General features: G+C 62.7%; 28 protein-coding genes. 23 read left to right on the top strand and 5 right to left on the bottom strand.

The annotated features are described in order from the left end of the window. Nucleotides 1-323: 323 nt before the first annotated feature. From BIU82_RS00220 to BIU82_RS00210, 3 genes are all read right to left on the bottom strand, one after another. Nucleotides 324-515 (bottom strand): hypothetical protein, encoded by a 192-nt coding sequence (locus BIU82_RS00220; RefSeq protein ID WP_070347461.1) that lies wholly within the window; start codon nt 513-515, stop codon nt 324-326. Then, complete coding sequence (locus tag BIU82_RS00215; RefSeq protein WP_070347460.1) at nt 502-705, bottom strand: hypothetical protein; 204 nt, start codon at nt 703-705, stop codon at nt 502-504. Before BIU82_RS00215 ends, BIU82_RS00220 begins: the two co-directional genes overlap by 14 nt. 64 nt (nt 706-769) lie before the next feature. Next, nucleotides 770-1,075, bottom strand: coding sequence for a hypothetical protein (locus tag BIU82_RS00210; RefSeq protein WP_070347459.1), 306 nt, complete (start codon nt 1,073-1,075; stop codon nt 770-772). A gap of 102 nt (nt 1,076-1,177) precedes the next feature. On the opposite strand from BIU82_RS00210, the gene BIU82_RS19545 reads away from it, so the two are divergent. From BIU82_RS19545 to BIU82_RS00195, 5 genes are all read left to right on the top strand, one after another. After that, nucleotides 1,178-2,011 carry a hypothetical protein gene (locus BIU82_RS19545; protein ID WP_070347458.1) on the top strand — a complete coding sequence of 278 codons (834 nt, stop codon included), beginning with the start codon at nt 1,178-1,180 and terminating at the stop codon, nt 2,009-2,011. Next, on the top strand, nt 1,909-2,232 hold the full coding sequence (locus tag BIU82_RS20280) for a histone-like nucleoid-structuring protein Lsr2 (RefSeq protein WP_074466384.1): 324 nt from the start codon (nt 1,909-1,911) through the stop codon (nt 2,230-2,232). Before BIU82_RS19545 ends, BIU82_RS20280 begins: the two co-directional genes overlap by 103 nt. A 321-nt stretch (nt 2,233-2,553) precedes the next feature. Then, nucleotides 2,554-2,892 (top strand): Lsr2 family protein, encoded by a 339-nt coding sequence (locus tag BIU82_RS00200; protein ID WP_070347457.1) that lies wholly within the window; start codon nt 2,554-2,556, stop codon nt 2,890-2,892. A 206-nt stretch (nt 2,893-3,098) separates the two neighbouring features. Further along, nucleotides 3,099-3,575, top strand: a complete 477-nt coding sequence (locus BIU82_RS19540) for a hypothetical protein (protein ID WP_139146446.1) — start codon at nt 3,099-3,101, stop codon at nt 3,573-3,575. Then, a complete protein-coding gene (locus BIU82_RS00195; RefSeq protein WP_070347456.1) occupies nt 3,575-4,042 on the top strand; it encodes a hypothetical protein in 468 nt (155 codons plus the stop codon). The genes BIU82_RS19540 and BIU82_RS00195 overlap by 1 nt, the downstream gene beginning before the upstream one ends. A gap of 49 nt (nt 4,043-4,091) precedes the next feature. Here the strand turns inward: BIU82_RS00195 and BIU82_RS00190 are convergent, their stop codons facing one another. After that, entirely contained in the window at nt 4,092-4,307 is a 216-nt protein-coding gene (locus tag BIU82_RS00190; protein WP_070347455.1) for a helix-turn-helix transcriptional regulator, read from the bottom strand. A gap of 184 nt (nt 4,308-4,491) precedes the next feature. On the opposite strand from BIU82_RS00190, the gene BIU82_RS19785 reads away from it, so the two are divergent. Together BIU82_RS19785 and BIU82_RS00185 are read left to right on the top strand one after the other, a co-directional pair. After that, on the top strand, nt 4,492-4,659 hold the full coding sequence (locus tag BIU82_RS19785) for a hypothetical protein (protein ID WP_171906456.1): 168 nt from the start codon (nt 4,492-4,494) through the stop codon (nt 4,657-4,659). 7 nt (nt 4,660-4,666) lie between these two features. After that, complete coding sequence (locus BIU82_RS00185) at nt 4,667-4,867, top strand: hypothetical protein (RefSeq protein ID WP_070347454.1); 201 nt, start codon at nt 4,667-4,669, stop codon at nt 4,865-4,867. Between the two features lie 46 nt (nt 4,868-4,913). Here the strand turns inward: BIU82_RS00185 and BIU82_RS19195 are convergent, their stop codons facing one another. Beyond that, complete coding sequence (locus tag BIU82_RS19195) at nt 4,914-5,138, bottom strand: helix-turn-helix transcriptional regulator (RefSeq protein ID WP_074466383.1); 225 nt, start codon at nt 5,136-5,138, stop codon at nt 4,914-4,916. 235 nt (nt 5,139-5,373) lie between these two features. Between BIU82_RS19195 and BIU82_RS00180 the strand changes: the two genes are divergently transcribed. From BIU82_RS00180 to BIU82_RS00105, 16 genes are all read left to right on the top strand, one after another. Next, nucleotides 5,374-6,351 (top strand): hypothetical protein, encoded by a 978-nt coding sequence (locus BIU82_RS00180; RefSeq protein WP_070347453.1) that lies wholly within the window; start codon nt 5,374-5,376, stop codon nt 6,349-6,351. Nucleotides 6,352-6,406: 55 nt separating this feature from the next. After that, entirely contained in the window at nt 6,407-9,418 is a 3,012-nt protein-coding gene (locus BIU82_RS00175; RefSeq protein WP_139146445.1) for a type IV secretion system protein, read from the top strand. A 35-nt stretch (nt 9,419-9,453) separates the two neighbouring features. After that, a complete protein-coding gene (locus BIU82_RS00170) occupies nt 9,454-10,014 on the top strand; it encodes a hypothetical protein (protein ID WP_139146444.1) in 561 nt (186 codons plus the stop codon). A gap of 484 nt (nt 10,015-10,498) precedes the next feature. Then, a complete protein-coding gene (locus tag BIU82_RS00165; protein WP_070347450.1) occupies nt 10,499-11,203 on the top strand; it encodes a GntR family transcriptional regulator in 705 nt (234 codons plus the stop codon). Further along, nucleotides 11,200-11,796, top strand: a complete 597-nt coding sequence (locus BIU82_RS00160; protein WP_070347449.1) for a short chain dehydrogenase — start codon at nt 11,200-11,202, stop codon at nt 11,794-11,796. The genes BIU82_RS00165 and BIU82_RS00160 overlap by 4 nt, the downstream gene beginning before the upstream one ends. A 230-nt stretch (nt 11,797-12,026) precedes the next feature. Next, entirely contained in the window at nt 12,027-12,872 is an 846-nt protein-coding gene (locus tag BIU82_RS00155; protein WP_070347448.1) for a transporter substrate-binding domain-containing protein, read from the top strand. A 20-nt stretch (nt 12,873-12,892) separates the two neighbouring features. Next, nucleotides 12,893-13,630: an amino acid ABC transporter permease gene (locus BIU82_RS00150; RefSeq protein WP_070347447.1), complete on the top strand. Its 738-nt coding sequence runs from the start codon at nt 12,893-12,895 to the stop codon at nt 13,628-13,630. Continuing rightward, nucleotides 13,627-14,460 carry an amino acid ABC transporter ATP-binding protein gene (locus BIU82_RS00145; protein ID WP_083292120.1) on the top strand — a complete coding sequence of 278 codons (834 nt, stop codon included), beginning with the start codon at nt 13,627-13,629 and terminating at the stop codon, nt 14,458-14,460. The genes BIU82_RS00150 and BIU82_RS00145 overlap by 4 nt, the downstream gene beginning before the upstream one ends. A gap of 45 nt (nt 14,461-14,505) precedes the next feature. Then, entirely contained in the window at nt 14,506-15,771 is a 1,266-nt protein-coding gene (locus tag BIU82_RS00140; protein ID WP_070347446.1) for an FAD-dependent oxidoreductase, read from the top strand. Nucleotides 15,772-15,829: 58 nt separating this feature from the next. Beyond that, a complete protein-coding gene (locus BIU82_RS00135) occupies nt 15,830-16,741 on the top strand; it encodes a dihydrodipicolinate synthase family protein (protein ID WP_070347445.1) in 912 nt (303 codons plus the stop codon). 2 nt (nt 16,742-16,743) lie between these two features. Further along, nucleotides 16,744-17,811, top strand: coding sequence for a proline racemase family protein (locus BIU82_RS00130; RefSeq protein WP_070347444.1), 1,068 nt, complete (start codon nt 16,744-16,746; stop codon nt 17,809-17,811). Between the two features lie 98 nt (nt 17,812-17,909). Then, a complete protein-coding gene (locus BIU82_RS00125; RefSeq protein ID WP_216098983.1) occupies nt 17,910-19,406 on the top strand; it encodes a gamma-aminobutyraldehyde dehydrogenase in 1,497 nt (498 codons plus the stop codon). Next, nucleotides 19,403-20,188 (top strand): SDR family NAD(P)-dependent oxidoreductase, encoded by a 786-nt coding sequence (locus BIU82_RS00120; RefSeq protein WP_216098982.1) that lies wholly within the window; start codon nt 19,403-19,405, stop codon nt 20,186-20,188. The genes BIU82_RS00125 and BIU82_RS00120 overlap by 4 nt, the downstream gene beginning before the upstream one ends. Beyond that, nucleotides 20,185-20,934 (top strand): SDR family oxidoreductase, encoded by a 750-nt coding sequence (locus BIU82_RS00115; RefSeq protein ID WP_070347443.1) that lies wholly within the window; start codon nt 20,185-20,187, stop codon nt 20,932-20,934. The genes BIU82_RS00120 and BIU82_RS00115 overlap by 4 nt, the downstream gene beginning before the upstream one ends. 26 nt (nt 20,935-20,960) lie before the next feature. Continuing rightward, on the top strand, nt 20,961-21,206 hold the full coding sequence (locus BIU82_RS00110) for a hypothetical protein (protein ID WP_070347442.1): 246 nt from the start codon (nt 20,961-20,963) through the stop codon (nt 21,204-21,206). A 29-nt stretch (nt 21,207-21,235) separates the two neighbouring features. Beyond that, nucleotides 21,236-21,664 carry a universal stress protein gene (locus BIU82_RS00105; protein ID WP_070347441.1) on the top strand — a complete coding sequence of 143 codons (429 nt, stop codon included), beginning with the start codon at nt 21,236-21,238 and terminating at the stop codon, nt 21,662-21,664. The last annotated feature ends 21 nt before the right edge of the window (nt 21,665-21,685 follow it).

Here is a 21,685-nt window from a genome sequence, read left to right as displayed (position 1 = left end):
CCGCGATTCGACGGACAGGACCTTGATGTTGTCCTGGGGCAGAACGCCACTCCTGATGGGGGCTGGAGGGCCGTCGCTGAACGATGCTGTTTTTTTTCACAACAGGGTTGCCGTCCGGCCCGTGGCGAAACTTGGATGGGTGGCCGGGTTCTTCGATCGCGAGCTTTGAAGATGCTCGGCCTATTGGCTCAACTCGTGCGGCAACCTCTCCTTCACCTCACGGTGTTCCGGGCACGACAAGTAACCTCGTTCTAGAGGCAGGCGTGAATGACCGGAATGCGGGAGAAGGGCTCCCACATAAGATGTCGGATTAGTCGATCCGACTACTCGGAGTGCTGGCGCATCTGCCGCAGCGCCTCACGGTGTTTCGCGTGGAGACGGTCGGTCGCGGCCTGGGCATCTCGTGCGGCGGTGGCTTCGTCCTGGTAGGTCTCGACCAGGCGAGCGAGCGCATAGCCCAGCGCAATGAGGGTAACCACCAGGACGACGAACCAGAAGATGCTATCCGCGTTCATTGCTCACCACCTGGGGCCAGGTCTCCACGGCGGTAAGTGCTATGGCGGCGTACTGCTGCGAGAGCATCCGGAGGTGGCGCGAAGTTGCCGGGTGCGTTGTCTCAGTGGCGCTGGCAAGCTGTTCGAGGCCGTTCACCAGCCCCGCAATTTGTTCGATGAAGTGCCGAGCGAGCTCATCATGTTCAAGCATCGTCGGTGCTGGAGGACTTGTGTTCACGAGGCGCGGAAAACGAAAAGGCTTCATCGTCGCGACCTCAGCGGAGCAAGCGGCGCACTTCGAAGGCCGCCCCCTCAGCGAAGCTGTCCGCGATGAAATCCAGGCGAGCCTTGGCCTGCGGGTCACCGTTGGACTGGAACTCGGCCTCGCGGGAAAGCATGGCGGTTAGATGCATGCCGGTGGCGGCCACGTAGCCGGCCGCGGCAACGCGTGCGCCGCTCACCAGGCCGCGAGCGATTTCGGCGTTCTGTGCGCGCTGCAGACCCTTGCCTTCAGAGCGGCTGAAACCCTCTGGGATCCGGGAAACACCCTGAGACGCAGGGCGAGGAGTGAGGCTGGTCATTTATGTCCTCCTTGAAGAAAAGTGTCCCTCGCTGTTTGAGGAATCCGTACACCCAGCTTCGCCTCTAGCCCGTGGTGCCGTCATTGGCACAAAATTGGCGACATGGTGGACATGAAGGATCCGATAAGGGACGAACTCATTCGGGAACTCAGGAACTTTCGGCGAGGAAGTGGTTACCCGGATTCGACCCGCTTGACTGGTCTTTTCTACCTCACGGAAATCCTCGGCAATGGTGTTCCGGAGAGAGCCTTCGAAGAACTGGAACGGCTCTACGAAAGACACGGACAGGACCCGCTAACCCCGGTGGGAGCGTTTTTCTACCTCTCAGGCTGGGAGATTGGTCTGGACTCTGTGGACCAACGCAGGGTTCGGTACCACGAGACCTATTACGCAGACATCTCAACGGCCTGGCGTCGAGCGGAGCGCGGGATCAAAGACCTCACCACCCTCATCCGCGACCGCGACGAGACGTCCCGGCCATGGGCCGTGGTCTCACTCTTCCAAAGCGGAGACAAGTTTCAGCCGTTCCTTGACTTCAACCTTGGATACGAGTCATTCCAGAAGCCCGGCGTTTTCATGAACGGCGATCAGGTTCCCGTCGATTTCCACGTCCACGGAGAAACCGGAACCAAGACACGCTACACAAGCCGGATTATCCTTCCAGAATCACCGCTCGACCTCACGGCAGAATTCGGTGAGTCCATGGCAACCCTCCGTGTGCTCTGGAACATGCCGGTCTGGCCTGTCTGGCGGGTCATGAGCTGGACAGCCGAACCTCGCATCATGACCGTAATGCGTACCTTCAGAGAACGGGCCATAGACGTATCCCTTCAATGGTGGGGCCACACACCGGCAGCAGGCACGGAGCTAGAGCGAGACCACGGTGTCTGGGCGCAACGGCAAAGAGGAATGGAGCTCCAACGGCAAGAGAAGTAGCCTGCCGCCTGGTCGACGACCTCACCGGTGAGTCGATTCCAGATGGCGCAGGTGAATCGCTTCAGCTCACGCATGGTGGATCGGCGTACGAAATCGATCTCTCGTCCGCTAATGCAGCGGAGTTCCACGACTTGTTGGGCAGGTACGCCAGTGTCGGCCGAAAGGTTCCAAGCCGCCAGCGGGCAATGCTGACTAAGGGGCGGATCAAGCAAGGAACGTAGGCCAGCATTCGCCTGGGCTGTGCAGAACGGCCACAAGGCCAATTCCCTTGGGCGTATTGCCTGCCCATTATCGAGGCGTATGGGGCAGCCCACTGATCCTCCGTACGTGCATCTGCACCCGTCTATTGGGCGGACACATGAGAATTCCGTGCACACATTTTCTGGCCTTGTCATTGCCTTGGACTAATTCGAAGACCTTGTCAATTCGGTAGTTCCAAGCACGTCTCCGGCGGAGGTTGAGTGCTTCATCCAGCTAGTAGGGGTAGAGTCGAGTCTCGGTGGGGGCACGATATCTGACTAACTCTAGACAATGGAGATGATTTGGCTAAGGAAGTAATTTACAGGCTTGTTGACGACCTCACCGGCGAGACAATCCCAGAGGGTGAAGGGGAGACGCTACACTTCACCTACAACGGATCAAACTATGAGATCGATCTATCCGCCGAGAATGCCACCGAGTTTCACGAGCTACTTGGCAAGTATGCCAAAGCTGGCCGGAAGATTGCGGTCGCTCCCGTGCGGCAAGCTCCTGCAAAGAAGTCCTCGGATAGGGAGCGTCTTGTGGAGATTCGTGCCTGGGCGGCAGCCAATGGCTACAGCGTCAACTCGCGTGGTCGGATCGCTCAATCCATCGTCGACGCGTACGAGGCGGCAAACTAACTTTCGTGATCGAACTTGTACCGAGATGCCTTGGCGTTCAAAGCTGACGCCAAGGCATCGCTGTTCCTTGCGCTGATATTCCGATATCAGTTCAAGGAATGAGGAAGGCTTGCTTCGGGACTCCAAGTTTGGCCGCGGAATCCAGGAATTGTCCGGAGATCCGTGCTGGTTCGGTCATTTCGCGTGCCGTCTGGCACGCTGGATGCATGAACGGCGACGGGCAAGACGAGATTCAGGGAGATACTGTACGTGCACTCTTCCGACATGAGCAGAAAAAAGCCGGAGAGTGGCTCTGGAATGAAGTCCGTGAGCTGACTGTTGAGGAATGGGAAGCGGTGACTGCAGCTCACCGCGAGGTGTACTCCTTTACCCGAGGATTAGACGGATTCGTGTGCTTCGCTTGGGGAGACCTACGAAACGTGCGTGATGAATTGCTCAGGCAAGTGCTTGAGCGTCCATCGCTTGATGATTGGTTGCCCCAGCTAATTGAATATCGGATCCTCAACTTCAGTACTGCCTTGAAGCTTTACGATGAGCACGTCTCGGCCCAGGTGAACCGTACAGGTAACGACCAACTCGCAGTCGTGGTGAGAGCGAGTTTTCCGAACTATACGATCGCAGCTTCGCGTATCGACTGGTCTATTCCTTACGGAACGCCTTCCAACACGGGGTGCGAGGTCTGATGTCGCTGAAAGCGACGGCAAGGCTCATCGACGGGTCCGATGCAAAAGAGTCGGAAGCGCATGCCTACCTTGAGAAGGACGTGTTCGAAGCTAGCCGCAGCAACGCCGCCGTTCGGCGCCAAGTACGTGAGATCGGTGAGGACATCGACTTACTCGAGCTGAGCGCGGAAGCCTTTCGCGAAGTGCAGGCCCTCCACACGCGTCTCGCTCCGCTGATCCATCCGGGGGCGCCGGACTCGGCCCAATTGCTCATCCGATATATCAGAGAGCTTGGTGGTCAGCAGGCGCACTTCCACGAGTATGTTCGAGGATACCCCTCAAAGATCCTTGGCATAATGACTTTGGATGCCAGCGGGTTTGACTATGTCGCTCGACAAGCTGGCGCTCGAGCAACCTATGAAGGAAGAACGCCAACTGATGCGATGGCAGTTCCGCCTTCCTACCCATCGGCGGGCCACCAGCAGTAGGCACGCTAACCATTTTTGCCCCTGATGATCGCCCGCGCCTGTCAGAAGATCACTGCTCCTGAAGCAGACTGATCGCTTCGACCTGCAGAACCTTTGCGAGTGCCTCCACGGATCTGAGGGTCAAATTTCGCTCGCCCCGCTCAACGCCGCCGGCATAGGTCCGGTGAACGTTCAGGTAGTCGGCAAACTCTTCCTGGCTCATGCCCATCTGCTTTCGGATGCGCCGGAGATTATCTCCAAGTGTCCGCTGCAGATCGCCTTCCATAACAAAGTCGACTCTGCCGAAATGCTACTTGTAGGTCTACAGACTTATGAGTAGCATCCTGCTATCGGCGAGGGTGAATCGAGCATTGAGGTGCAGATTTACTGGGGGAGCGGTTGCCGGTCCCCTCAATAGGGCAACGCCCTACCCTCCCGGCCTTCCATCACCAAACGAGGCAGGAGTGACTATGGCAATTCCCCAGGATTACCGCAAGGATCTGGCGTATCTTCAGGAGAAGTCGGCGAAGCACGCATTGGACAGCAACAATGCCATTCTCCAGAAGTTGCAAAGCAAGGCGAAGCAATTCCCTGAGCTGCAGCGCGCGCTCGACAGCCTCAATATCAACTATGTATAGGGAAGCCATGTTCAATCTAGATCAGTTGATCCGTGATGGCGAAGAGCGTGTTGAAAAGGCGAGGGAAAAGCTGAAAGAAGCTGCGATTCAGGTCTCGGGAGCCTCGGAGGTTGTGCGAGCTCACGTGCTCAGCCATTGGGAAGCTGAGCTGGCCGAGGCCGAGGGAATACTCGCGACTTTCCGGCGCGAGAAGGAACTGCGCGAGTAGCCCGCGTGTGGCGCCCGCTCTAATGGGGTGGGCGCTGCTCGCCGGCCTATCGGACTGGTGGTTTGCGAAGCAGGTCTAACGGGTCGACTCGCAGGATTTCGGCGAAGCGTTCGACTGATTTCAGAGTCAGATTCCGCTCGCCACGTTCGACCCCACCCATGTAGGTGCGGTGAACTCCGATGTAATCGGCGAAGGCCTCTTGGCTCATGCCTCGGGCATCGCGAATCCGGCGGATGTTCTTGCCGAGTGTTCGCTGCAGATCGCCTTCCATAACAAAGACGACTTTTCCGAAATGCTACTTGAAGGTCTACAGACTTATGAGTAGCATCCATGGTGCGCCGCCTAAAGGGGTGGGGGAGAAAGCGTGAGAATCTTTACAAAATATGCCGATTGTGGCATATATAAGCTATTGCCCGATGTCGTCGGTCGCAGGCCTGAGCCTCCCGCGGATCGTGGCGATCACCAACTCTCATGCGCCCATGTAAGCGCGCAAGGAACCCATTCCCATGAGCATCGAACATCCAGAGCTCCACAGGACCAACATCAGCCCGGCCGACTTGCCGGATCACGTCGAGCGAGTCGACGAAGCCTTCGACAACACCTCGCTGCCGCAAGCGCACGCGGAGGGTCTCGTGAATAACCAGGTGCCCGACCATGCCCACGACGTTATCCAAATAGCGTCTCCTGATAACGCCAACTTCGTCGAGCGTCCGCTCACTCCTGCGCCGGCTCCTAAGAGGCGTCGCGGCCTCGTTGTCGGTGCCAGCGCTGCGGTTGCGGCTGGTTTGCTAGCGGCCGGTGTCGCCATTGGCGTAAAGGCCGGCGGCGAACAGCAGGGGAGTGCTTCCCCGGAACCGAGCCTGGACCCAACGACGGAAGCACCTGTCACTCCGGGCCCTCAGGAAGCAGGTGCCCAGCTGGAACAAGAACCTTTCACTGTTGAATCGCTGCAGATTCCCGCAGGGCTCACGCCTGAGGAGTTCGCGAAACGCCTCATTGAGGGCGGGTACACACGGTGGGGGATGGCTGGGAGGTCGGATCAGCTGAACGACGCCTGGCTCGCCGGGGACGACGCCATGGTTGATGAGATTGCCGACGAGAATGCGCAGGTAGCGGCGAAAGCCCTGTTCGTCCCTGACTGGCAGAGTCAGCCGCGGCTGGTCAGCCACTTCAACTTCATTAGGAAGGATAACGCGTCCAACCTAAGGAACTGGATTCTGACCTACAAGAGCCAAGACCCAATGACTGATCGTGAGCCGTATTTTGAATCGCTGAGTGTAATCCGTGTGGAGGTCATGAGTTCTTGGGATACGGAACGTCGCCTGAAAATTCATCTCATGGAACACAACAACGCCAAGATGAACTCGATTGGTATTAAGTCACCCAAGACGGCTGCCCTCGACGGCAATACTGGCGCATGGACTGTCAACACACATGTGCTTGATGGCCGTGAGCTCATTGAGGACATCGTGCGAGGTCAATAGACATCTCGTTCCTATTTATCAACGGAGCCGCTTGTGCTATAAATAGGCGTAGGATATGCGCAAGCTTTTTCGAACGCACCATCGATATCGCTTACCAGTACTGGTAAAGGCAAGGCCGACGCGGCCTTGCCTTTCTTTGTTTAGTGACGGGGCCTACCTTCGCCCTTTACGCTTCGGCATCCTGATCGTTGCTGTCCTGGCAGGTATCGTGTTGGGGCCGCTTGGCGGAGCTGACACCGCGCTGGCGGTGACCTCCGCTAGCGGAAAGTCTCTCGAATGGCAGGTGCAGTCGAACTGGTACCGTCAAGCCGTTAGCCAATGTATCTCCACCAAGTCGACGGCGATCACGATCAGCCAAACAGACTTGGCAGCCGGGAAGTGGTTCCCGGATCCTCCGGTGGTGGCAATCTATCCCGGTGATACCGGTGATGCGCCGGCTGGGTTCCTTATGCGCGACACCTTGGGCGGTATCGGCGACGATGGGCGGATTGACTGTTGGGAGGGCGGCAACGAGCTAACCCAGAAGGCCTTGCAGTTCTGGGGGATCAGCGGGTTTGAACTGGCCTGCGACAGCGGCATGGTGAAGCGTCAGAATGACACCGACTGCCGTCAGGGTAATGGCAACCTGGCGTGGCAGAAGGACATGGGAGCCCGGGCGGTTTCCTTCCGCAACTACATCCGGGACAAGGTTTACGGCGGCCAGGAGCCGCAGCTGAGCGACGCTATGCAGTTTGTGCTGTACAAGCAGACGCTGCTCAAGGGCTGCGCCTATGGTGCCCAACCGCTTACGACGCGGCCAACGGGGGCCAACGTGTACGAGATCGCGAAATTCACAACCACGCCTGCTACAGAGCCTGGAAAATCCCCAATGGTGACAGCCTCAAGCGAGTTCTATATCGGCGACAAAGGCTCCGACGTTAGCCGGTGGCTATGGACAAACCCGAACAACGAACGAAGCTGCGGGCAGTTAGCGGACGCCACTAAACAGGGTTCTGCGTATGCCAATGCCTATCGAGGGTTTATCCAAAAGAACGGAGGCGAGCCGGCGGATCAAGAGTCTATACCTGGTTGCGAGGACGACACGAGCGCCGCTTGTTCGCCGTCAGACAGCTCGAACTGCACCATTCCGCAATTGGGCTGGATCCTCTGCCCGGCGTTGACAATCGGCGCCAGCCTGGCCGACAGCGCTTACGGCTTTCTGGCGAGCAACTTCCTTGAGTTTCGCTCGAGCCTGGTCAATACGAGCCCGGCAGCAACGGATGGCAGCGGCAAGAAGATCGGCACCGGCACCTACGATGCCTGGCGGGTTATGCGCGACTTCGCCAACGTCGGCTTGGTCATTGGCTTCATTCTGATCATCTTCTCCCAGCTCACCGGAGTAGGGATCTCCAACTACGGCATCAAGAAGATGCTGCCGCGTATCGTCGCCGCGGCCATCCTGGTCAACATCTCGTTCTTCATCTGCCAAGTCGCGGTGGATCTCTCGAACATCATCGGAGTGTCCCTGAAGGAGTTCATGGAGGGTGTGGCTGCTCGGATCAACGGGGCGAGCGGTACGGCAATCACTAGCCAGAACGACTCCAATCTTGCGGGCATCGTCCTGACGGTCATTGCGGCCGGCACTTTGGTCTGGATCAACATAGGCGCCCTGATGGTGGCGATCACCGGCGCCGTCGTCATCCTCGCAGTGATCTTCATTCTGCTGGCGCTGCGCCAGGTCATCATCGTGCTGCTGATCGTGATCTCGCCGCTTGCGTTCGTCGCCTTCCTGCTGCCCAACACCCAGTCGTGGTTCGAGAAATGGCGTAAAACGCTAACCGCCCTACTACTGCTGTTTCCGGTGATCGGCCTGGTTTACGGATCCGGCTTGCTGGCTCACACCATCCTGCGGCAAGCATCAGGCGATGACACGATCATGCGCATCTTCGCCTACATCGCCTTGGTCGCGCCGCTGCTCGCCACCATCACGCTGCTGCGCGGTTCTCTCAACGCCGTCGGTGCGATAGGCAACAACATCAACAAACTTGGGGGTGCGGCGCAGTCTGCTGCCGGCAAAGCTACCGAGAAGCGGTACGACAACTCGAAGCTTGGCCAGTACAAGAAGTTCCGCGAGGGCGAAGCAGCCAAGCGCAGGGCCCTGATCCGGGCTGGTGTCTACCAGGGCCGTGGCGGTCGATGGAACCCACGCAACTGGGCGTCGAGTGCAAACTCCATGGTCAACTCCGCCTCCGGAAAGTTCGGTATGCGTATGGAGGCCGCTGGCGTGAACCTCAGTGATAAGGCCGAGCAAGAAGACATCGACATGGCTACCAAAGCACTGGAACGCAGCGCCGTTGCCAGCCCGGAGGCAACCGCGCATGTCTCCGGCGCCTTTGTGCAGGCGCTCCGTATAGGCGACAGCGTCCAGGCCCGCGCCGCGTATGCGACACTACTCAACCAAGGTGCCGGCGGCATCGAGGCCGCACGCGTGGCGCTGGCCGCGAATCCCAACTCCGGTGCCGCTCAAGCCCTTCGCAACTACATTCTCACCAAGCACGGCGATGTCAAGAAGCGCGACAACCGCATGATGGATTGGGCCTCAACCGGCAACGCAGCAGCCCTGAGCGGCGCCGGCCATCTTGCTGGTCTGACTGATGCCGAGATTGCGTCCCAGACACCTGATTCGATCGACGCCGGTTTGCTAGACGCAAGCCGTGCGCAACGCATTTTGGATGACCCACAGATCCAAAAGGACATCAAACCAAGTCAACGCGCTGCGCTGCAGCGCAAGACTGCCGGGGTGCAGGTCCCGGATCAGCCGATCTGGGACGCTGCCGGCGGCGAAGGATTCCAGCCATGGTGGCCAAGTGGCGAGACGCCATCGGGCCAGCCAGCCAGGTCTGCGGCCGCGCCGCAGCCGCCCCGCTCTGAGTCGCCGTCACAGCGAGTAGCACGGGAAGCGGTGGAGAAGGCCAACCGCGAACGGGGCGACGATGTCGCTTGGAGCCGCTGGCACGAGCAGGAAGCCGGCGGCTCCACAACAGACCAGCAAGGTCGCCAAACGCCGGGCGGCACTACAGACGACTAGCACGACAACATGACCCGCTAAACGAAAGGACGGTGATGACCAAGAAGCCAACAGTCATTAACACAGGAGAGATGCCAACGCCGAGCAAGAGGCGCGGCGCCCCAAAGGCATTGAGATGGGATGTCACGCTACCGGCACCTCGGCGCCGCTGGCGGGCCACCGCGGTGCAGGTGCTCGTCCTGCTATGGTTCGCCACGCTACTGATTCTCCTTCAGCAGTACGGCTTCGCCGCCGTCCTCCTGCTCGGCTTCACTGCCTATTTCGTCACCCGGCAGCGCCAGGACGAACACCACAGCTACCGGCTGCGGGGGAGTGCTCTCCAGGAAGACGGCAAAACCATCGATCTAACCGTATTCAAGGGCTTCGAGCTTCAGGAACTCCCCGACAACACTGAGGACCACCTCTCGGCTGCTCTAATCCTAGTGCCCGAGCGGTACTTCGGGCTTGGGCGGACGATCTACTTGCCGAATAGGCTGGAGGATGCTGAAGCGATCATCGAGGCGCTGCCGACACGTTTGATAATGACGAACGATGGCGTCATTGACCAGGTGAACAGGGTACTGAATCGCTTGGCGAGATGGTTGAGAATTGTTTGAGTCGAAGATGACTGCAAGCCCGTTGTCGACGATATCTTGTCTGCTGCCGTCCGGCGGCAAGAAGTGAGATAACAGGCAAACTGTCCGCGCGTTGCCCATCGGGCTGAGTCGTGGGTCGACCGGGCTGGTCCGGATTGCCGATGATTTCCGGGAGGCGGAAGTCAGGAGGCCGGGAATCCGGTTCGAGTCCCACCTCGGGCACGTGTTTTCCCCGTTCGGAGGCCAAGGCCCCTTCGGGGGCCTTTTTCGTTGGCGGGTGCCTCGCTTTCGCTAGTGCTTGTTGGTTCTGTGGTCTTGCCTATTCATGGTGGGGCAGGCGCGGTGCTGCATGACCTCTGGGCAGTTGATGGATTGGTTAGTGGTGCCGCCCAGTTCGGCCCTCGCCTGGTAGGACCCTTCCGCATTCCTGCGGCGCTTCCCGGGATCGCCGCGGGAAGGTATTGTTTGTCAGACAATCAGCATCCGAGCGCGCTACGAGGTTTCCATGACATCTGTATCTTCCGCCCAGCCCAGTGGACGGGCCTTCTCTCCGGTGGCCTCTGTCTCCCGGCGGGACGGAGTCCTCAACGAGATCAGACGTGCCGTGGTCCTCGGGAACATCAAACCCGGGGACAAGTTGACCGAGGCCCAGCTCGCCGAATGGCTCAACGTCAGCCGTCCCACGGTCCGGGAAGCCCTCAGCCAACTTTCCCAGGAGGGGCTCCTCGTGCAGGAACCATACCGCGGTCTCCGGGTTGCGAGCCTCTCCGCGGAAGCCATCATGGACCTGGCCCGGACCCGGCTCGCCTTGGACATACTCGCTGCCGAGTGTATTTGCGAGGACGCCTCAGGTGCCCGGCTGGCAAAGGTGGAAGAAGCCTGGCTGCGCTACGAGGACCTGGAATTCCATCCGGATCCCGTGGTCAAGCACGAGGCCCACGTGGCCTTCCATCGTGCCATTTGGGCAGCCGCCGATAACGCCATGCTGCTCCGGCTCTGGCCTGTGACGGAGGCCCATCTGACCATCCTCCTGGCCCAGGACCAGGCAACCCGTGACGATCCGGTCCGTGCCCACAACGTTCACGAGCGGCTGGTGGAGGCCCTGCGGACCAAGGACCTGGGCGTCATCCGGACGGCGATGTCCGCCCACACCATTGACAGCGCCAGGGAGCTGATCGAACTCCTGGACAAGAACGGAGAAAACGCATGAGGGTCCTCGTGATTGGAGCCGGCGGGCACGTCGGCAAAGCTGCCGCGGCTGCCTTCGCCGCGCAAGGACACGAAGTCATTGAGGCCTCGCGCAGCGGAGAGCTGCCCGTGGACCTCCGGGACGAGGCCTCGATCGCGGAAATGTATCGCCGCTCGGGCAAGGTGGACGCGGTGGTTTCCTGTACCGGCTCCGTCCCCTTCAAGCCGCTGTCCGAACTCAAAGCCGGCGACTATCGCGCCGGCTTCGAAGATAAGGTCCTGGGGCAGGTAAACCTGTTGCGGCTCGGCTTGGACCACGTGTCCGACGGCGGGTCCTTCACCTTTACCACGGGCGTCCTGGCGCGCGAACCAATCCCCACCGGCGCTGCGGCGTCCTTGGCGAACGGGGCGCTCGAGGCGTTTGTCATGGCAGCTGCGGCCGAACTGCCGCGGGGTCTTCGGATCAACGCTGTGAGCCCGGGTGTCCTTGAGGACGCCCCCGGCTACCATCCTTTCTTCCCGGGCTTCGAGCAGGTTCCGTCGGATGCGCTCGGCCGGGTCTATGTAAAGTCTGCGGCCGGAATCCAGACGGGGCGCATTTTCGCGCTGGGGTAGGCCGGGTAGGCCTGTGGAGGAGCCTTCGCCAGGAAAAACTGGCGGGGCTCCTTTTTCGTTGCGCGAAATTCCTTGCCCGGGGGACTGGACGTGTCGGGCATCACAGTCTAGAGTTTTGTTATTGCCAGATTGTCAGACAGTAAAACAGTCTGACGGAGCGGAGCTTCCGACAGCGTCGTCCGGCTTCTGCCCAGGCCTTTGACCTCCTTTACCCCAGAAGAGAGCGCATCATGACCAAAACAAGCAAGATCGTCTTGGCGATCCTGGCCGTCATCCTGGTTTCCATCGCCGGCGGCTACATCGGCTCAGGTTTCCGGGGGAGCTCCGCCTCTGCGGCGTCCGCTGCCCAGGGAACATTCATTGATGAAATCAAGAAGCGCGGTGAGCTGCGGGTTGGTGTGGCCATCGCGCCGCCCATGACCACCCAGCAGCCGGACGGCAGCCTCGGCGGCCCCAACCTGATTCCGCTGCAGGACCTCGCCAAGCAGCTCGGGGTCAAGCTCGTTCCGGTGGCCGCAGAGTGGAAGAACATCGTGGCGGGCCTGCAGGCCGGGCGCTACGACTTCGCCGCGAACCTCGACTACACGGTGGAACGTTCCCTTGCCATCGGATTCACGGACCCCGTCTACCAGTACCAGGGCGTGTTCGTGGTGAAGGCCGATTCCCCGTTCACCACCGCGGAAGAGATCATCAAGCATGGCGGCCAGATCGCTACGGCCCAAGGTTCCGCGCCGGAAAAGGCACTGCAGGGCCACACCAGCAAGCTGATGTCCGTGGACAGCTACTCGAACGCCATTTCCTCGGTCCAGGCCAACCGTGCCATTGCCGAATTCACCGACCTTCCCACCGCGGAATCCCAGGCCTTGGCCAACAAGGCGTTGAAGATCGTGGTCCCGGACCCTGAGATCTATTCGGCATCCGCGGCGTACGGCGTTCCCGCCACCATCGACCCGCGCTCGCTCCAGATCGTGAACATCGCCATCGAGCGGGCCCAGAAGAGTGGCCAGTTGGCCCAGGCGTACGCCAAGGTCAACTACGTCGAAGCCGACAACCTGGGTGACCTTCGCAAGAAGTAGCCTCCACGAGGAGTACGTCAATGAATGGATACACCTTTGACTGGGATGTGGTCGCAAGAGCCCTGCCCAGCATGCTCGAAGGCCTGGGCCTCACCCTTCAGATCACGGTGATCACCATCGTGCTCAGCATGGTCCTGGCCATCCCCGTAGCGGTGGGCCGCATGTCCAAGATCGAAGTCATCCGCTGGACCGCCCAGGGCTACATCGAGCTGTTCCGCTGCACCCCGTTGCTCGTCCAGCTGTTCTGGATCTTCTACGCCCTCCCGGCACTGACAGGTGTGACCCTGCCTGGTTACGTCTCGGCGCTGATCGCCCTGACCGCCAACCTGACGGCCTTCATGGCCGAGACCTACCGCAGCGGTTTCCAGTCCGTTCCTGTCGAGCAGGTCGAAGCGGGGCGGATGCTGCAGCTCAACCGCTTCCAGCAGCTGCGCTACATCATCGTTCCGCAGGCCATGCGGCAGCAGCTGCCGGTGATTCTGTCCTTGAACATCTCACTGTTCAAGGACACCGCACTGGTGTCCACCATCGCGGTCTCGGACCTGATGTTCATCTCGAACACCATCTCGGCCCAGAACTACCGTGCCTTGGAAATCTTTACCCTCGCCGCCCTGATCTACTTCGCCATCGCTTTCCCGGTGTCGCTGATCACCAGCGCCATCGAACGGCGCATGCAGAACATGGCAGGCCCCGGCTTCAAGCCCGGCCCGGGCCTCCTCGCCCGTATGATGCCCGGAACGAAGGTGGCAACGGCATGAGCAGGCGCAGCATGGAAACAGTCGAACTGCAGAAAGGGACCACGGTGTCCGATCCGCTTCCTTCCCCGGCATTGACCGGCACCAGCCAGGTGCTCGTCTCGGCCCGTGGGCTCCAGAAGAGCTTCCACGACCGGCCGATCCTGAAGAATGTCGACTTCGACATGCACCGGGGCGACATCACGGTCATCATCGGCAAGTCCGGTTCCGGCAAGTCCACCCTCCTGCGCGCGCTGGCAGGCCTGACCGAGCCTGACGCCGGCGAGATCCGGATCGAAGGCCAGACTGTGTTCGCCGACGGCGCGCGGACCAAGGAATGGGACACCCTCAGCGGTGACGTCGGGATGATCTTCCAGACCTACACGCTGTGGCCGCACATGAACGTGCTGGACAACCTTACGCTCGCGCCGCGCAAGACCCGGGGCATGGCTGCGTCCGAGGCCCGGGACCGGGCGGAAGCGGCACTGGACGAGGTCGGCATGAAGCATCACATCCTCAGCCGCTCCACCCAGCTGTCCGGCGGTGAACGCCAGCGGGTGGCGATCGCCAGGGCACTGATGATGAAGCCGAAGCTGCTGCTTTGCGACGAGATCACCTCGGCCCTCGACCCGCCCGTCGCGGCCGAAGTGCTGGACGTCCTGCGCCGGCTGAAGGAAGAAGACAACATCGCCGTGGCCCTTGTCACCCATGACATGGCCTTCGCGTCCAAGGCAGCGGACCGGCTGGTGTTCTTCCTCAACGGCGAGATCGCGGTCAACACCACCCCGGACGAAGCCTTTGAGAACTGCAGCAACGCTGAACTGCAGAAGTTCGTTGACGCGGTCCGGTTCTAGGACCTCCAGGACCGTCCGCAGGCAAACCCTGAGAAAGGAAACACAGTGCACACCGTTGTGATCGGCGGGGGCGTCATCGGCCTGACGCAGGCCTACCATCTCGCCCGCGAGGGCGTCGGCGTCACCGTCATCGATGCCCGGGCCACCGGGCTGGGTGCTTCCAAGGTCAACGCCGGGTGGATATGCCCGGCTGAGTCGGCACCCGTGCCGGGACCCGGCGTCGTCCTCAAATCCATGAAGTGGATGCTCCGGCCGGACAGCCCGCTGTACATCCGGCCGTCCCTGGACCCGGCCTTCCTGCAGTTCATGTTCGGCATGTGGCGCAAGTCCAACGCCCGCGACCAGCGGGCGGGCTTCGAAGGCCATCTGCGCCTCGCCGATGACACGCTCCGCATCTTCGATGAGTACCGGGCCGACGGCATGGACTTCGAGATGCACACCGACGGGCTGCTCATGGCGTTCATGGAACAGGACAACTTCGACCACCACATCGACAACCTGGACCTGGCCTCACAGTACGGACGCCAGCCGAAGGTCCTGGACCGGGACGCCGTGCACGAACAGGAGCCGCTGCTGACCGACGGAGTCCTCGGCGGAATCTACTTCCCCCAGGAACGGCACGTCGATCCGGGCGCAATGGCCACGGCCCTGCACCGCAAGCTCCAGGCCATGGGCGTGAAGATCGTGGAGAACTCGCCAATCGATGCGGTAGAGCGCAACGGGGACCGGGTCACCGCAGTACACAGCGGTGGAAACCGGTACGCCGCGGACAACTTCGTCCTCGCCGCAGGCGCCTGGAGCGGGAACCTGTCGAAGCAGTTCGGGGTGGCGCTGCCGGTGCGCCCGGGCAAGGGGTACAGCGTGGAAGTCGCCCCGCTGGGACTGCGCAGCGCGGTCAACCTCTGGGACGCGAAGGTCGCTGTGACCCCCTTCAACGAACGCCTGCGGCTCGCCGGCACCATGGAGTTCGGCGGCCTCGACGAGAACATCAATCAAGTGCGGGTCGACGCGATCCTGCGGGCACCCGCGAAGTACTTCCGTGGCTGGGAGCCGCCCGCTACCAAGCCGGCGCCGATGGCAGGCATGCGGCCCATGACGCCGGACGGGCTCCCGGTCATCGGTCACCTCGGCCATCTCCAGAACACCTTTGTCTCCACAGGCCACGGAATGATGGGCGTCACCCTTGCCCCGGGCACCGCGGCCGCACTGACGGACTTGATGGTGCGCGGCCGCATGGCCCCCACCCTCCAGCCGTTCAGGGCCGACCGTTTCCGGGGCGTACAACGCCTCGAACCGGTCCCCGCGCCCTGACCCACATCACGCTTCCTGCGCGGTAACCGCGCGGGCCAAACCTCCGAAAGGACAACACATGTCACGCACCACGGTAGAGCTCCGCGGCATCCTCGCCGCCGTCACCACCCCGTTCACGGCCGACGCCTCCGCCGTCGACGAAGCCACATTGCGCAGCCAGGTGGAACGCCTCGTCGCCGCCGGCATCCACGGCCTGGTGCCCACGGGAACCACGGGCGAGTTCATGACGCTCAGCCCGGAAGAATACCGCCGCGTCATCGAGGTTTACGTTGACGCCGCAGCCGGCCGCATCCCGGTGATCGCCGGCATCGGCGCACTGTCCACACAGGGTGCCATCGAACTGGCCCAGCACGCGGAAAAGGTCGGGGCGGACGCCATCATGCTGGTTCCGCCGTTCTACGACCCGCTCAGCTTCGAGTCCCTCAAAGCGTTCCTGTCCGACGTCGCCGGGTCCATCAGCCTGCCGATCGTCTACTACAACGTTCCCGGCTGCACCGGCATCCAGCTGTCCGCCGACGAACTCTTCGAACTCGGCGAAATCGACGGCATCAACTACATCAAGAACACCTCCGACGACGCCGTGGGCCTGGCCCAGATGCTGGCGAACCCGAGCGACAAGATCAAGGCCTTCAACGGCTGGGACACCCTGACCTTCTTCGGCATCGCGAGCGGTGCAGAGGCATCCGTGTGGGGTACCGCGGGCGTGGTGCCCGAGCTCGCCGTCGAATTCTGGGAAGCCCTGGCCGAGAAGAAAGACCTGGACCGCGCTCGCGAACTGTGGAAGCACCTGTGGGCCATCAGCGACTTCCTCGAGTCCGTCAGCTACGTGGCCGGCATCAAGGCCGGACTGGAACTGATCGGGCAACCCGTCGGCCCTGCCCGGCTGCCGGTCCAGCCCCTTCCCGCCGAGGAACGTGAACGTTTCGCGCAGATCCTCTCCGCAGCGGGCGTCCTTCCGGTTACCGTCTGACAATGACCGAAAAACTCCTCCTCGACGCCATCGAGGTACACGCCGAGGGCGAGCCCGGCCGGATCCTTACCTCCGCCGCCGGGCTCGTCCAAGGCGCCACCATGGCCGAACGCCTGCAGTACTGCCGCGAAAACCTGGACTGGCTGCGCACCCTGATGCTCCACGAACCGCGCGGCTACCCGGGCCTGTGCTCGGTCATCCTGCTGCCGCCGGTCAACGAGGGCTCGGACTTCGGCATCGTGGTGCTCGAACAGGGCGGATTCACCCCGATGTCAGGGTCCAACACCATCTGCGCCGTGACCGCCGCGGTGGAAACCGGCATCGTTCCGGTCCGCGGACCGGAAACGACGGTCACGATCGACACCGCCGTCGGTACCGTCCAGGCGGTGGCGCATGTGCGCGACGACGGCAAGGTCACCTCGGTGACAGTCGCGAACGTGCCGGCGTTCGTCGTCGAACTCGACTTCCCGCTGGAGGTGCCTGAGTTCGGCACCGTTCCGGTGGACATCGTGTTCGGCGGGCAGTTCTTCGCCCAGGCGCGCGTGGCGGACCTCGGCCTTGAGCTGGACCCGGACAAAGGGAAGGAACTGGCGAGGGCCGGCGCCCTCATCAAGCTGGCCGCCCTGGAACAGATCCAGGTTGCCCATCCTGACAATCCCCTGATTTCCGGGGTCAACCTGGTCATGCTGCACAGCGGCGACCGGGCCCCCGGCAAGCAGGACCGCAACACGGTGGTGCTCTCCAACGGAAAGCTCCTGCGTGAGGACCCGGAAACCTGGACCGGCGCCCTGGACCGTTCGCCCTGCGGCACCGGGACAAGCGCCAGGATGGCGGCACTGCACGCCCGCGGCCAGCTGGCCATCGCGGAGGACTTTTCGCACCACAGCATCATCGGCAGTGAATTCATCGGGCGGCTGAGCGGGACGACGACGGCGGGCGGCCGGGAAGCCGTCCTGCCCACCATCACCGGACGCGGCTGGATCACCGGACGCAGCCAATGGGCGCTGGACCCGGACGATCCGTTCCCCGCCGGATACACCGTGGGCGACATCTGGGCGCCCGGCGCCTGAGACTCTCTCCCGCGAGTTGGCAGTTGGAGGCAGTGTTGCCGCGAAACATTGCCGCCAACTGCCAACTCGCGCACAAGAAACGAAAGAAAGCAGGAGTTGTGAGCCAATTCATCAACGGCAAGCTCGTCGACGGCACGTCCGGGCAGACCGTGGACGTTATCGATCCCTCCAACGGGACAGTCGTGGAAACCATCAGCCTTGCGGGCAGCGACGACGTGAAGCTTGCCGTGCAGGCCGCCCGGGACGCCTTCCCGGCGTGGTCGCGGGCAACCCCTGCCGAGCGCTCGGCGGTGCTGGTGAAGTTCGCGGCGCTCATGGAGGAACGCGCCGAGGAATTCGCGCAGCTCGAAAGCCGGCAGGCCGGCAAACCGATCCGGCTCACCCGCGAGTTCGATGTTCCGGGAACCATCGACAACATCGCGTTCTTTGCCGGCGCGGCCCGCAACCTGGAAGGCAAGGCCACCGGCGAGTACTCGGCGGACCACACCTCTTCCATCCGCCGCGAGGCGATCGGCGTGATCGGCTCCATTTCACCGTGGAACTACCCGCTGCAGATGGCGGCGTGGAAGATCCTGCCCGCCATCGCCGCCGGCAACACGATCGTCCTCAAACCTGCCGAGATCACCCCGCTCACCACCCTGCTCTTCGCCGAGGTCGCCACCGAGGCGGGCGTGCCTGCCGGGGTCATCAACGTCCTCACCGGCCGTGGCTCCACTGTCGGCGCGGAACTGCTCCGCCACCCCGATGTGGACATGCTCTCCTTCACCGGTTCCACCGGCGTCGGACGGACCGTCCTCGAAGCTGCTGCCACTACCGCCAAGCGGGTCCACCTGGAGCTCGGCGGCAAGGCGCCGTTCGTGGTGTTCGACGACGCCGACCTCGAGGCCGCGATCCACGGCGCCGTGGCCGGAAGCCTGATCAACGGTGGCCAGGACTGCACCGCTGCCACCCGTGCGATCGTCCACCGTTCCCTGTACGAGGACTTCATTGCCGGCGTTGCGGAGCTGTACGCGCACGTGAAGCTCGGCCCCACCCTGGACCCGGCCACGGACATGGGTCCGCTGGTTTCTCAGGTGCACCGGGACAAGGTGGCCGAGATGGTGGAGCGCGCCCGCGGCTACGCCCGGGTGATCGGCGGCGGAATTCCCGGTGGCGAGCTGGCCAACGGCTCCTACTACCTGCCCACCCTGGTGGCGGATGCGACGCCGGACAGCGAGATCTTCCGCGACGAAGTCTTCGGCCCGGTCCTGGCGGTGACCCCCTTCGACACCGACGACGAAGCAATCGCCCTCGCCAACGACACCCCGTATGGCCTGGCCGCCTCGGCCTGGACCCGGGACGTGTACCGGGCCAACCGTGCCACCCGCGAAATCCGCGCAGGTGCCGTGTGGGTCAACGACCACATCCCGATCATCAGCGAAATGCCCCACGGCGGCATGAAGCAGTCCGGTTTCGGGAAGGACATGTCCACCTACTCCCTGGACGAGTACACGGTGGTCAAGCACGTCATGTTCGACCTCACCGGCGAACAGGCCAAAGGCTGGCACCGCACGGTGTTCTCGCTGGATGCCGGCCATGAAGGTGGTGCTGCATGATCAGGCTGCCTGAAGTCCCGGACGGTGTGCAGCGGTTCGCCGGCCGGACGGCCTTCGTGACGGGAGCCGGCGGCGGCATCGGCTCCGCCATAGCCGAGCGCTTGGCCGCCGAAGGGGCACACGTCGTGGTCTGCGACGTGCGCGAAGATGCTGCCACTGAGGTCACGGACCGGCTGGCCGCCGCAGGGCATTCGGCGGAGGCACTCGCCTTCGACCTTTTGGATCCTGCGGCCTGCGCCGCCGCAGTCAACGATGTCGTGGCGCGCCGCGGGCGGCTGGACGTCTTGGTCAACAACGCCGGCGTCAACAGGCGCGGCGACCTGCTGGCCCTCCGCGAGGATGACTGGGACCTCAGCTTCGCGGTCAACGTGGATGCCATTTTCCATTTGTGCCGCGCCGCCGTACCGCACATGATCGACGCCGGCGGGGGAGCCATTGTGAACACCGCATCCCAATGGGGCTTGTACCCCGTGCCTGGTCATCTGGCGTACAACGTCACCAAGGCCGCCGTCGTCGCCCTGACCAAGAACCTGGCCCGGGACCATGCACCGCAGGGTGTCCGGGTCAACGCCGTTGCGCCCGGTGAGGTGCGCACGCCCATGCTCGAATCGAACCTGGAGCGCACGGGTCGCACGGTCGCGGACCTGGATGCCCTGGTTCCGTACGGGCGGATCGGGGAGACAGCGGAAATCGCCGCGCTCGTGGCCTTCCTGGCTTCGGATGAAGCCCCGTACCTCTGCGGCGCCGTCGTGGAAATCACCGGGGCACAGGCAGCCGGATGAGCGCCGGCATGCTGGACGGGCGCACCGTCCTGGTGACCGGCGCCTCCCGCGGCATCGGGCGTGCGACGGCGCGCGTGCTGCACCGGGAAGGTGCTTACGTAGTGGCCCACTACGGCAGGGACGCTGCCGCGGCGGAGTCGCTTGCGGCAGAGCTGGGGGATCGGGTGCTGACGGTGCAGGCCGATCTGGCGGATCCGGCTGCGCCCGCACGGCTGTGGGCCGAGGCCGTCGCCTGGCGTGGCTCGGTGGAGGTGCTCGTGAACAACGCCGGTGCGTGGATCGCCTCAGAGGTGACGGATACTGCCGCCTGGGCGGAAGGCTGGGACGCGAACCTGCAGTTGAACCTCCAGGCCCCTGCGGATCTTTGCCGCGAAGCGATCCTGCACTTCCGCGCCCGCGGAGGGGGCGTCGTCGTGAACGTCGCCAGCCGTTCCGCGCACCGCGGGGACGACGCCGGCCACCTCGCCTACGGCGCCGCGAAAGGCGGACTGCTCGCTCTCACCAAGGGCATCGCGCGCGGCTACGGCCGCGACGGAATCCTTGCGTACGCCGTCGCCCCCGGGTGGGTGGCAACTGATATTGCCGCGGCCGGAGGCATCGACGAGTCCCTGCTCGCCGGCCTGCCGCTCGGTGAAGTGACCCCTCCGGAGGACGTGGCGGAAGCCATCGCTTTCCTCGCTTCCGGACGTTCGCGGCATTCGACGGGTTCCACCTTGGACATCACCGGCGCCGACTACGTCCGCTGACATTCTTGCGAAAGGACGGTTCCTCAATGGACCTCAGACGCATCACCGACTGGACCACCCTCACCGGGGCCATCATCGAGATCCGCCAGCAGGGCAGGACGCTCGCCTGCGGCACGGTTGACGCCGTCACCTTTGACGGCGCAGTTCTGTGGCTGCAGGTTCCAGGGGTCGGCCGGAAGCTCTACGAGAAGGCCGGGTTCCATGAGGCATGGGCCGCCGAAGCGCGGGTGGGCTTCCACTACCGCGTGTCCGCGGGCGGCAGCGCCGCATAGCGAGTGCAACAGAAACGAAAGGAACGAACATGACCGGAGTGGTCGTCGTCGGCGTGGATGACAGCCCGACAGCACGCAAAGCCGCGCACACCGCGGCCAGGTTGGCGCAGGCCTTGGGGGCCAGCCTGCATGTGGTGACGGCGTTTGGCAGCGAACGCGGGGAAACCGTGGGAAGCGGCAGCGACCGCATGGTGGTGTCCGAGGCGAGCAAGGCCAAGGATGTGGCGGAGAAGGTGGCTGCGGAGCTTGGCCAGGCTCCGTTGGAGGTCATTCCTTTCGCGATCCATGGGAGCCCGCCCCAGGCCCTGGTCAAGCAGGCGGAGACGCACAATGCGCGGCTGATTGTGGTGGGCAGCAAAGGCATGCGCGGTTTGGGGCGCGTCCTGGGGAGCATCGCCACCGGCGTGGCCCACAATGCGCCTTGCGATGTGTACGTGGTGAAGACGGACGACGTTTAGCGGTCCGGCTGGCGGTTCCGG

Origin of the sequence: Arthrobacter sp. SW1, from assembly GCF_001766675.1 — a bacterium.
Taxonomy (GTDB): domain Bacteria; phylum Actinomycetota; class Actinomycetes; order Actinomycetales; family Micrococcaceae; genus Arthrobacter.
The sequence above is the reverse complement of the archived record's forward strand: the minus strand, read 5'-3'. Positions and strand labels throughout refer to the sequence as shown.

What these genes read in the sequence shown, in the direction of transcription:
- BIU82_RS00110 (WP_070347442.1), top strand. Translation starts at nt 20,961, where the DNA reads ATGGACCTCAGACGCATCACCGACTGGACCACCCTCACCGGGGCCATC.
- BIU82_RS19195 (WP_074466383.1), bottom strand. Translation starts at nt 5,138, where the DNA reads ATGGAAGGCGATCTGCAGCGAACACTCGGCAAGAACATCCGCCGGATT.
- BIU82_RS00155 (WP_070347448.1), top strand. Translation starts at nt 12,027, where the DNA reads ATGACCAAAACAAGCAAGATCGTCTTGGCGATCCTGGCCGTCATCCTG.
- BIU82_RS00210 (WP_070347459.1), bottom strand. Translation starts at nt 1,075, where the DNA reads ATGACCAGCCTCACTCCTCGCCCTGCGTCTCAGGGTGTTTCCCGGATC.
- BIU82_RS20280 (WP_074466384.1), top strand. Translation starts at nt 1,909, where the DNA reads ATGGTGGGGCCACACACCGGCAGCAGGCACGGAGCTAGAGCGAGACCA.
- BIU82_RS00220 (WP_070347461.1), bottom strand. Translation starts at nt 515, where the DNA reads ATGAACGCGGATAGCATCTTCTGGTTCGTCGTCCTGGTGGTTACCCTC.
- BIU82_RS00120 (WP_216098982.1), top strand. Translation starts at nt 19,403, where the DNA reads ATGATCAGGCTGCCTGAAGTCCCGGACGGTGTGCAGCGGTTCGCCGGC.
- BIU82_RS00160 (WP_070347449.1), top strand. Translation starts at nt 11,200, where the DNA reads ATGAGGGTCCTCGTGATTGGAGCCGGCGGGCACGTCGGCAAAGCTGCC.
- BIU82_RS00145 (WP_083292120.1), top strand. Translation starts at nt 13,627, where the DNA reads ATGAGCAGGCGCAGCATGGAAACAGTCGAACTGCAGAAAGGGACCACG.
- BIU82_RS00215 (WP_070347460.1), bottom strand. Translation starts at nt 705, where the DNA reads ATGCTTGAACATGATGAGCTCGCTCGGCACTTCATCGAACAAATTGCG.
- BIU82_RS00150 (WP_070347447.1), top strand. Translation starts at nt 12,893, where the DNA reads ATGAATGGATACACCTTTGACTGGGATGTGGTCGCAAGAGCCCTGCCC.
- BIU82_RS19545 (WP_070347458.1), top strand. Translation starts at nt 1,178, where the DNA reads ATGGTGGACATGAAGGATCCGATAAGGGACGAACTCATTCGGGAACTC.
- BIU82_RS00185 (WP_070347454.1), top strand. Translation starts at nt 4,667, where the DNA reads ATGTTCAATCTAGATCAGTTGATCCGTGATGGCGAAGAGCGTGTTGAA.
- BIU82_RS19540 (WP_139146446.1), top strand. Translation starts at nt 3,099, where the DNA reads ATGAACGGCGACGGGCAAGACGAGATTCAGGGAGATACTGTACGTGCA.
- BIU82_RS00130 (WP_070347444.1), top strand. Translation starts at nt 16,744, where the DNA reads ATGACCGAAAAACTCCTCCTCGACGCCATCGAGGTACACGCCGAGGGC.
- BIU82_RS00190 (WP_070347455.1), bottom strand. Translation starts at nt 4,307, where the DNA reads ATGGAAGGCGATCTGCAGCGGACACTTGGAGATAATCTCCGGCGCATC.
- BIU82_RS00105 (WP_070347441.1), top strand. Translation starts at nt 21,236, where the DNA reads ATGACCGGAGTGGTCGTCGTCGGCGTGGATGACAGCCCGACAGCACGC.
- BIU82_RS00135 (WP_070347445.1), top strand. Translation starts at nt 15,830, where the DNA reads ATGTCACGCACCACGGTAGAGCTCCGCGGCATCCTCGCCGCCGTCACC.
- BIU82_RS00170 (WP_139146444.1), top strand. Translation starts at nt 9,454, where the DNA reads ATGACCAAGAAGCCAACAGTCATTAACACAGGAGAGATGCCAACGCCG.
- BIU82_RS00195 (WP_070347456.1), top strand. Translation starts at nt 3,575, where the DNA reads ATGTCGCTGAAAGCGACGGCAAGGCTCATCGACGGGTCCGATGCAAAA.
- BIU82_RS00165 (WP_070347450.1), top strand. Translation starts at nt 10,499, where the DNA reads ATGACATCTGTATCTTCCGCCCAGCCCAGTGGACGGGCCTTCTCTCCG.
- BIU82_RS00115 (WP_070347443.1), top strand. Translation starts at nt 20,185, where the DNA reads ATGAGCGCCGGCATGCTGGACGGGCGCACCGTCCTGGTGACCGGCGCC.
- BIU82_RS19785 (WP_171906456.1), top strand. Translation starts at nt 4,492, where the DNA reads ATGGCAATTCCCCAGGATTACCGCAAGGATCTGGCGTATCTTCAGGAG.
- BIU82_RS00175 (WP_139146445.1), top strand. Translation starts at nt 6,407, where the DNA reads ATGCGCAAGCTTTTTCGAACGCACCATCGATATCGCTTACCAGTACTG.
- BIU82_RS00180 (WP_070347453.1), top strand. Translation starts at nt 5,374, where the DNA reads ATGAGCATCGAACATCCAGAGCTCCACAGGACCAACATCAGCCCGGCC.